The sequence below is a fragment of the Nonomuraea sp. NPDC001684 genome, from assembly GCF_053596515.1.
The window spans coordinates 1-8,825 of record NZ_JBSFGJ010000390.1 but is presented as its reverse complement, the minus strand read 5'-3'; the positions used below and the strand labels follow the sequence as shown (position 1 = coordinate 8,825).

Below are 8,825 nucleotides of genomic sequence, written 5' to 3'. Positions count from 1 at the left end.
CCCTGACGGCCGCGACCTGCTGACCGCGGCGGGCCCGACGCACGACACCGTGCTGAAGGAGGTGCTGGCGGAGGCGGCCGAGCAGCCCGAGCTGGACGGCGATGGCCCACACGATGAGCGACTGCCCGCGGCCCATGTCACCGGCCACGAACACGCCGTCCACCTTCGACATGTACGTCTTGTCCCGGGCGACGTTGCCGCGGGCGTCGTAGAAGCCCTCCCCCGCGACCTCGGCCAGGTCCTCCAGCAGGGCGCCCTTCTCCGGCCCGAGGAAGCCCATGGACAGGGTGATCAGCTCGGCCGGGATCTCCCGCTCGGTGCCGGGGATCGGCTTGAAGCCGTTCTGCGGCCCCTCGACCTCGACCAGGCGCAGCGCCCTGACGTTGCCCTCCTCGTCGCCGACGAACTCGGTGGTGGAGACCGCGTAGACGCGCTCCCCGCCGCCGTCGGCCAGCTCCTCGTGCGCGCTCTCCATCTTGAACAGGATGGGGAACGTCGGCCACGGCTGGCTGCCGGGCCGGGACGCGGGCGGCTGCGGCATGATCTCCAGCTGGGTCACCGACGCGGCGCCCTGCCGGATCGCGGTGCCGATGCAGTCGGCCCCGGTGTCGCCGCCGCCGATCACCACGACGTGCTTGCCCTCGGCCGAGACCGGCGCGACCGCGTAGTCGCCCTCCTGGACCTTGTTGGCCAGCGGCAGGTACTCCATCGCCTGGTAGACGCCCTTGAGCTCGCGTCCGGCGACCGGCAGGTCACGCCATTGGGTGGCGCCGCCCGACAGCACCACCGCGTCGAACTGCTCGCGCAGCTCGGCCGCGGTGACGTCGACGCCGACGTCGACGCCGGTGCGGAACCTGGTGCCCTCGGCCCGCATCTGCTCCAGGCGCCGCTCGATGTGGCGCTTCTCCATCTTGAACTCGGGGATGCCGTACCGCAGCAGGCCGCCGAGGCGGTCGGCGCGTTCGAACACCACCACGTCGTGCCCGGCCCTGGTGAGCTGCTGGGCGGCGGCCAGGCCCGCGGGGCCCGAGCCGACGACGGCCACCTTCTTGCCGGTGCGCACCCGCGGCGGCTGCGGGGTCACCCAGCCCTCGGCGAACGCGCGGTCGATGATCTCGACCTCGACCCGCTTGATCGCCACCGGGTCGGAGTTGATGCCGAGCACGCACGCCGCCTCGCACGGAGCCGGGCAGAGCCTGCCGGTGAACTCCGGGAAGTTGTTCGTGGCGTGCAGCCGCTCGATCGCCTCGCGCCAGTCGGTGCGGTACACGAGGTCGTTCCACTCGGGGATGAGGTTCCCGAGCGGGCAGCCGTTGTGGCAGAACGGGATGCCGCAGTCCATGCAGCGGGCCGCCTGCCTGGTCAGCTTCTCCTGCGGGAAGTCCTGGTAGACCTCCCGCCAGTCGCTGATGCGGACGTCGACCGGGCGGCGCGCCGGCAGCTCCCGCTCGTGCGTGAGAAAACCCTTGGGGTCAGCCATCGAGTACGCCTCCCTAGCCCTGAACCGCAGCCGCCATGACGGCCTCGTCGATGTCCCTGCCTTCGGCGCGGGCGGCCTCGGCGGCCGCCAGCACCCTCTTGTAGTCGGTCGGCATGATCTTGCCGAACCGGGCGAGCGCGGCGTCCCAGTCGGCCAGCAGCTGCTTGGCCACCGGGGACGCGGTCTCGGCGAAGTGCTTCTCGACCGTCTCCTTCAGGAACTCCGCGTCCTGCTCGGTCAGCGTCTCGATGGCGACCATCTCCCGGTTGACCCGCTCGGGCCGCAGGTCGAGCAGGTACGCCACGCCGCCGGACATGCCGGCCGCGAAGTTGCGCCCGGTCGCCCCGAGCACGACGACCCGGCCGCCGGTCATGTACTCGCACCCGTGGTCGCCCACGCCCTCGACGACCGCCGTGGCCCCGGAGTTGCGGACGCAGAACCGCTCGCCGACCACCCCGCGGACGAACACCTCGCCGGACGTGGCGCCGTACAGGGCGACGTTGCCGGCGATGATGTGCCCGTCGAGCGGCGCCTCCTCGTGCGGCCGGACGGTGATCCGCCCGCCCGACAGGCCCTTGCCGAGGTAGTCGTTGGCGTCGCCGGTCAGCCGCAGCGTGATCCCGCGGGGCACGAACGCGCCGAAGGAGTTGCCCGCCGAGCCGGTGAAGGCGATGTCGATGGTGTTCTCGGGCAGGCCCTGGCCGCCGTACCGCTTGGTCACCTGGTAGCCGAGCATCGTGCCGACCGTGCGGTTGACGTTGCGGATGGGCAGTTCCATCGTGACCGGGGTGCCGTCGTTGAGCGCGCCCTCGGCGAGCTGGATCAGGGTGTTGTCGAGGGCGTGCTCCAGGCCGTGGTCCTGCTCGACGGTGCGCCGCTTGGGCGTGCCGGCGGGCAGGTCGGGCTGGTGCAGGATCGGCGACAGGTCGAGCCCGCCGGCCTTCCAGTGGTTCTCGGCGGCCGTCGTGTCGAGCATCTCGACGTGCCCGATCGCCTCGTCGAGCGAGCGGAAGCCCAGCTCGGCCAGGTACTCGCGGATCTCCTGGGCGATGAACTCGAAGAAGTTGACCACGAACTCGGGCTTGCCGCTGAAGCGCTTGCGCAGCTCGGGGTTCTGCGTGGCCACGCCCACCGGGCAGGTGTCGAGGTGGCAGACCCGCATCATCACGCAGCCGGAGACGACCAGCGGGGCGGTGGCGAAGCCGTACTCCTCGGCGCCCAGCAGGGCGGCGATGACGACGTCGCGGCCGGTCTTGAGCTGGCCGTCCACCTGCACGACGATGCGGTCGCGCAGGTCGTTCAGCAGCAGCGTCTGCTGGGTCTCGGCCAGGCCGAGCTCCCAGGGCGCGCCCGCGTGCTTGAGCGAGGTCAGCGGCGAGGCGCCGGTGCCGCCGTCGTGGCCGGAGATGAGCACCACGTCGGCGTGCGCCTTGGACACGCCCGCCGCGACCGTGCCGACGCCGACCTCGGCGACCAGCTTCACGTGGACCCTGGCCTCCGGGTTGGAGTTCTTCAGGTCGTGGATGAGCTGGGCCAGGTCCTCGATCGAGTAGATGTCGTGGTGCGGCGGCGGCGAGATGAGGCCGACGCCGGGCGTGGAGTGGCGGGTCTTGGCGATCCACGGGTAGACCTTGTGGCCGGGCAGCTGGCCGCCCTCGCCGGGCTTGGCCCCCTGGGCCATCTTGATCTGCAGGTCGGCCGCGTTGACCAGGTATTCGCTGGTGACGCCGAACCGGCCGGAGGCGACCTGCTTGATCGCCGACCTGCGGGTGGCGTCGTACAGGCGCTCGGGGTCCTCGCCGCCCTCGCCGGTGTTGGACTTGCCGCCGAGCCGGTTCATCGCGATGGCGAGCGTCTCGTGCGCCTCCATCGAGATCGAGCCGTACGACATCGCGCCCGTGGAGAAGCGCTTGACGATGCTCTCGACCGGCTCGACCTCGTCGATCGGGATCGACTGGCCCTTGCGCAGCTTGAACAGGCCGCGCAGGGTCATCAGCCGCTCGGCCTGGGAGTCCACGAGGCTCGTGTACTCCTTGAAGATCTCGTAGCGGCGGGTGCGGGTGGCGTGCTGCAGCTTGAAGACGGTCTCGGGGTTGAACAGGTGCGGCTCGCCCTCGCGCCGCCACTGGTACTCGCCGCCGACCTGGAGCCTGCGGTGGGCGTTCTCCGCCCGCGGGTAGGCGTGGCGGTGGCGCTGGGCGGTCTCCTCGGCCAGCACGTCGAAGCCGACGCCGCCCAGGCGGGACGTCGTGCCGGTGAAGCAGGCGTCGATGACCTCCTGGCTCAGGCCGAGCGCCTCGAAGATCTGCGCGCCGGTGTAGGAGGCCACCGTGGACACGCCCATCTTGGACATGACCTTGATGACGCCCTTGCCGTACGCCTTGATCAGGTTGCGCACCGCCTTGTGCTTGCCGATCTGCAGCACACCGGTGTCGACCAGGTCCTCGACGGTCTCGATCGCCAGGTACGGGTTGACCGCGCCGGCGCCGTAGCCGATGAGCAGCGCCATGTGGTGGCACTCGCGGGCCTCGCCGGTCTCGATGACGAGACCGATCTTGGTCCGGGTCTTCTCCTGGATCAGGTGGTGGTGCACCGCGCCGGTGAGCAGCAACGACGGGATCGGGGCGAGCGTGTCGGAGGAGCCGCGGTCGGACAGCACGATGATGCGCGCGCCGTTGGCGATGGCCCTGGACGCCTCGGCCCTGATCTCCTCAAGGCGGCCGAGCAGCGCCTGGCCGCCGCCGGCGACCTCGTACAGGCCGCTGATGACGTGCGGGTGGAAGCCCGGCAGGTCGTGCTCGTCGTTGATGTGGATGATCTTGGCGAGCTCGTCGTTGTCGATCACCGGGTACGGCAGCACGAGCTGGCGGCAGGAGGTCGGGCCCGGGTCGAGCAGGTTGCCCTCGGGGCCGAGCACGCTGGCCAGCGAGGTGACCAGCTCCTCCCGGATGGCGTCCAGCGGCGGGTTGGTGACCTGGGCGAACAGCTGCGTGAAGTAGTCGAACAGCAGCCGCGGCTTCTCGCTCAGCACCGCGACCGGCGTGTCGGTGCCCATCGAGCCGATCGGCTCGGCACCGGACCTGGCCATCGGCGACAGGATGATGCGCAGCTCCTCCTCGGTGTAGCCGAAGGTCTGCTGCCGCTTGACCAGCGCCTCGTGCGTGGGGATCTCCCGCTGCCGCGCGGGCAGCTCCTCGAACCTGACCAGCCCGGCGTGCAGCCACTCCTCGTACGGGTGCGCGGCGGCCAGCTCGGCCTTGATCTCGTCGTCCTCGATGATCTTGCCGCGGGCGGTGTCGATGAGGAACATGCGGCCCGGCTGCAGGCGGCCCTTGCGGACGACGTCCTCGGGCTTGAAGTCCAGCACGCCGGCCTCCGAGGCCAGCACGACCAGCCCGTCGGCGGTCACCCAGAACCGCCCGGGACGCAGCCCGTTGCGGTCCAGCACGGCCCCGGCCAGGGTGCCGTCGGTGAACGTGATCGAGGCCGGGCCGTCCCACGCCTCCATCAGGGAGGAGTGGAACTCGTAGAAGGCGCGGCGCGCCGGATCCATCTCGGTGTGGTTCTCCCACGCCTCGGGGATCATCATCAGCACCGCGTGCGGCAGGCTCCGGCCGCCGATGTGCAGCAGCTCCAGGGCCTCGTCGAAGCTGGCGGTGTCGCTGCCGTCGGGGTCGCAGATCGGGAAGAGCCGCGAGATGTCGCCCGGGATGTGGGCCGATGCCAGCATCGCCTCGCGGGCCCGCATCCAGTTGCGGTTGCCCTTGACCGTGTTGATCTCGCCGTTGTGCGCCACGTACCGGTAGGGGTGGGCCAGCGGCCAGCTCGGGAAGGTGTTGGTGGAGAAGCGCGAGTGCACCAGCGCGATCGCGCTCTCGTAACGCTCGTCGCTCAGGTCGGGGAAGAACGGCTCCACCTGGTCGGGCGTGAGCATCCCCTTGTAGACCACCGTGCGGGCCGACAGCGAGGGGAAGTAGACGTCCGCCTCGTGCTCGGACCGCTTGCGCAGGCAGAAGGCCAGCCGGTCGAGGTCGAGGCCCTGCTCGCCGCCGGGGCTCGACACGAAGAGCTGGGCGAAGTGCGGCATGACGGCGCGGGCGCTCGGGCCCGGCAGGGCGCGGTCGACGGGGACGTCCCGCCAGCCCAGCACCGTGAGGCCCTCCTCGGCCGCGATCTCCTCGATCAGGCCGACGGCGACGGCCCTGGCCTGCTCGTCGGCCGGCAGGAAGGCGATGCCGGTCGCGTACGCGCCGGCCTCGGGCAGCGCGAACGGCACGCTCGCGCGGTAGAACCCATCGGGGATCTGCGTCAGGATCCCGGCTCCGTCGCCGGTGTCCGGCTCGCTACCCTTGGCTCCCCGGTGATCGAGATTGCACAACGCCGTCAGCGCCTTGACCACGATCGTGTGCCCACGGCGTCCGGCGACGTCGGCGACCATGGCGACACCGCAGGCATCATGCTCGTTGGCGGGGTGGTAGAGGCCCTGAGGCTCGGGGAATCCGAGGTGGGCAGCAGGCATTGAATCCCTCCCGTCGTCTTCGTCTGTCAAGAACTGCTCTACAGGCGGGGACGACGTTGGCCCTGCTGCATATCGTGGGTAGAGATTACCGCACGATGCCGGAATGGTGCCCGCCACGTCCGCATTGCGAACATTGCGCACGGTTCCAGCATCCGAACTCCCCATCCCAAACCCCGGACCCGGCCATCAGAATTCCCAGGTCACGCCCCTGTTGTCCCAAGGCCCTCACGAGCCCCGGAAAGCTCCTTGCGGACGAGCCCGGCCCTCCCCGGCGGGCGGCCGGAGCCGGGCCCGCCCCTCGATAGGGTTGGCGCATGGATCGTGACGGCGTGGAGCGCCTGCTCGCCGAGGCGGGCGTCGACGGCAGGCGGCTGCGGCACGCCCTCACCCTCCTGTGCGACGGCCAGTGGTGGTCCCTGGCCGGCCTGGTCAGGGAGACCGCCACCTCCAGGCGGACCGTCGAGGCCCTGCTGCGCGAGGTGCGCCTGGAGCGCTCGGGCGAGAGGTTCCGGGTGCCGCCCGGCGACACGCCCGCCTACCAGGACCTGCTGGCCATGGCGCCGCCGCCCGAAGACCCGGTGGCCCACCTGCTCCCCCACTACCCCGGCGTGCTCGAACGCCTGACCGCGCTGGTCGCGGGCGCGCCGCGGGCCCGTCACGTGCTCGACCACGTCTCGGCGACCCCCGAGACGACCCTGCGGCGCGCGCTGCTGCTCGGGGCGCGGTTCTGGCTGCCCGGGGCGCGGCTGCTGTGCGTCGGCGACCACGACCTGACCTCGCTGGCCGTCAAGCTGGTCCATCCCGAGACCGACGTCACGGTGGTCGACGTCGACGAGCGCATCCTGGCCTACATCGACGAGCAGGGGCTCGGGGTCCGCACGCGCTGGGCCGACCTGCGGCTCGGGCTGCCGGCCTCGGCGCGGGAGCACGACCTGGCGTTCACCGACCCGCCGTACACGCCGGAGGGGATCGGGCTGTTCACGGCGCGCGCCGTGGAGGGGCTGAAGGACGACGGGCGGGTGCTGGTGGCGTACGGGGCCAGCGAGCGTACGCCGATGCTGGCCTTCAAGGTCCAGCAGGCGTTGTCGGAGCTCAACCTCGCCTACGAGGCGATCTATCCGGATTTCAATCGCTATTTCGGGGCGGAGGCGATCGGCTCGGCGGCCGACCTCTACCTGCTGCGTCCCACGACCAAGACCCGCCCGGCGGTCAACGCCCGGCTGGGCCGTCAGGCCACGGCCATCTACACCCAGGGCCCCCAGTCGGTCGAGTCGGCCCCGGCGGCGGCCCCGGCGTCCGATCTGGCCGGGTTCGAGGCTGACCTGCTGGTGGGCGAGTGGCCCAAGGAGCTGCCCCAGCCCCGGGTGCGGCTGGCGACCTGGCTGGCCAAGCCGTACGCGGCGGCCGTCGAGCGGGTCGCCGTCGCGCTGCCGCCGGGGCTGGAGGCGGCGCTTCCCCGCGTGCTGCTCGCCACCCGCGCCGGGCACGTGCGCGTGTGGGGGGCCGACCTGCCGCCGCTGCCCGAGGCGCTGTCCGGCGTCTACGAGCTCCGCCGGACGGGCGGGGCGCTCGACGCCGTACGCCGCCCGCAACCCGCCGGATCGGCCGACGCGGTGCTGCGCAGGATCCTCGACAACGGCCACGCCAAACTCGCCAACACCTGGCGGGAGGCCCTCATCGCGGTGGCCCGCGACCAGGGCACGGCGCTCACCAAGAACGAGGCCCGCACCCTCATCCGCCAGACGGCTCCCTGGTCCGACGACCTGACCCCGCTGGAAGCCCCCCTCCACCGCCTGGCCGATCTCCCCGCCGCCGTCGCCACCACCGTCACCGCCCTCACCACCACAACCCCCTGACTCCGCGCAAGGCGTCTGACGGAAGCGGCGTCGTGGGTGGGCGGCGGAAGGACGGCCGAACCGCCGGACGACCGCGACCCTCCGAGCAGCAGGCGGCCCGCGGCGCCCCTTCGAGCGGGCAGGTGGCCGGATGGGGGGGTGGACGGTCAGGTGGCGGCGAGGATGCGGTTCTGGACCACGCGGCCGAGACCGTCGAGGGCGACCAGGGCCGTGACCAGGCCGTCGGCGGAGACCGTGCCGCCCGCCCAGCTCACCGTCACGTAGTGGCCCATGGCCCGCGCCTGGGCACGGCTGCGGGCGGCGTCGAACGCGGCGTCCTGCCGGACGAAGCCGTCCTTGCCCAGGGCCGCCACCAGGGCGTCGGCCGCGCGCCCGTCGGGCAGGTTGAAGATGGCGAACTGCCCGGCCAGCCCGTCGCCCTCGTACGCCGCCGCCAGCACCTGCGTGCACCCGGACGCCGACGCTCCCCACAGCACCTCGTCGCAGTCGTCGTGCTCCTGCGTGGAGACCCGCCGCAGCGCGCCGAGCGTCTGCGTCTCAGCGGTGAAGACCTCCTGCGCGGTCAGCGGTGCGGCGTCGGCCTGACGGGAGTCGACGGCCGCGTAGAAGGCCGAGGTGGGCTCGCCCCGGAAGGCGGCCGGCCGCGGCTCCCCCGGACGCAGCCACAACCACCCGGCCACGGCGACCGCCAGCACCCCCACGGCCACCCCCGCCACCACGACCACACGACGGGACATCACGCGACCGCCTCCGCGAACCCCACCCCGACGCGGGACAGCAGAGCCGCACCCCCGACGCGGGACAGCACGACCGCACCCCCGACGTGGGCCATCAGGGCCGCTCCCTTGATCGCGGCCGCGCGAGGCGACGTCACGAGGCCGGGCCCGTGATCGCGACGACGCGGCGGTAGACGGACTTCTCGGCGCCGCGCAGGGCCAGGGTGACGGAGACGAAGTCGTCCCGGGCGGTG

At 72.0% G+C, this 8,825-nt stretch carries 4 protein-coding genes; 1 reads left to right on the top strand and 3 read right to left on the bottom strand.

Annotation, left to right across the window (positions count from 1 at the left end):
• Positions 1–1,480, bottom strand: a 1,480-nt coding sequence (locus ACWCSD_RS40840; protein ID WP_449922939.1) for a glutamate synthase subunit beta, incomplete at its 3' end; no start/stop codon positions are given.
• A 13-nt stretch (positions 1,481–1,493) separates the two neighbouring features.
• Entirely contained in the window at positions 1,494–5,999 is a 4,506-nt protein-coding gene (gltB, locus tag ACWCSD_RS40835; protein WP_397162119.1) for a glutamate synthase large subunit, read from the bottom strand.
• Positions 6,000–6,313: 314 nt separating this feature from the next.
• Here gltB and ACWCSD_RS40830 point away from each other — a divergent pair, with 314 nt between their 5' ends.
• Positions 6,314–7,855 carry a bis-aminopropyl spermidine synthase family protein gene (locus tag ACWCSD_RS40830; RefSeq protein WP_449922935.1) on the top strand — a complete coding sequence of 514 codons (1,542 nt, stop codon included), beginning with the start codon at positions 6,314–6,316 and terminating at the stop codon, positions 7,853–7,855.
• Positions 7,856–8,001: 146 nt separating this feature from the next.
• Here ACWCSD_RS40830 and ACWCSD_RS40825 read toward each other — a convergent pair whose 3' ends face one another.
• Positions 8,002–8,592, bottom strand: a complete 591-nt coding sequence (locus ACWCSD_RS40825) for a hypothetical protein (RefSeq protein ID WP_364331275.1) — start codon at positions 8,590–8,592, stop codon at positions 8,002–8,004.
• Between the last annotated feature and the right edge of the window lie 233 nt (positions 8,593–8,825).

Bases quoted from the DNA above. Each gene is read 5' to 3' on its own strand.
- gltB (WP_397162119.1), bottom strand. From the start codon at position 5,999: ATGCCTGCTGCCCACCTCGGATTCCCCGAGCCTCAGGGCCTCTACCAC.
- ACWCSD_RS40830 (WP_449922935.1), top strand. From the start codon at position 6,314: ATGGATCGTGACGGCGTGGAGCGCCTGCTCGCCGAGGCGGGCGTCGAC.
- ACWCSD_RS40825 (WP_364331275.1), bottom strand. From the start codon at position 8,592: ATGTCCCGTCGTGTGGTCGTGGTGGCGGGGGTGGCCGTGGGGGTGCTG.